1 protein-coding gene is annotated in these 334 nt (G+C 45.8%); it reads left to right on the top strand.

All coding sequences use genetic code 11. The features are described from left to right. Positions 1 to 334: alpha-galactosidase (locus AB4585_RS28155; RefSeq protein ID WP_372172061.1), on the top strand; the 334-nt coding region annotated here is incomplete at both ends.

Below are 334 nucleotides of genomic sequence, written 5' to 3'. Positions count from 1 at the left end.
CATCGGGCTACCCACTGACTACTGGGCGTAACCAATTGGTGCTTAACCTGCAAATCCCTGAGTGTTTTGATTACTTGTATCGTTGTCTTGATGGCCTACTGAGCCAGAACAATATCGCCTACATTAAATGGGATATGAACAGAGAGTTGCTTCAACCAAGCCATGAAGAAAAGGCTGGGGTTAGAGAGCAAACGTTAGCCTTCTACCGTCTGGTGGATAAGCTTAGAGTCGCTCATTCTGAGGTAGAAATAGAATCATGTTCTTCTGGCGGTGGCCGAATGGATTATGAAGTGCTGAAGCGTACCCATAGATTCTGGAGCTCAGACTGTAATGA

The sequence above is a fragment of the Vibrio sp. 10N.222.49.C9 genome, assembly GCF_041474985.1.
In the GTDB taxonomy this organism is placed as follows: Bacteria; Pseudomonadota; Gammaproteobacteria; order Enterobacterales; family Vibrionaceae; genus Vibrio; species Vibrio crassostreae_C.
The sequence above is the reverse complement of the archived record's forward strand: the minus strand, read 5'-3'. Positions and strand labels throughout refer to the sequence as shown.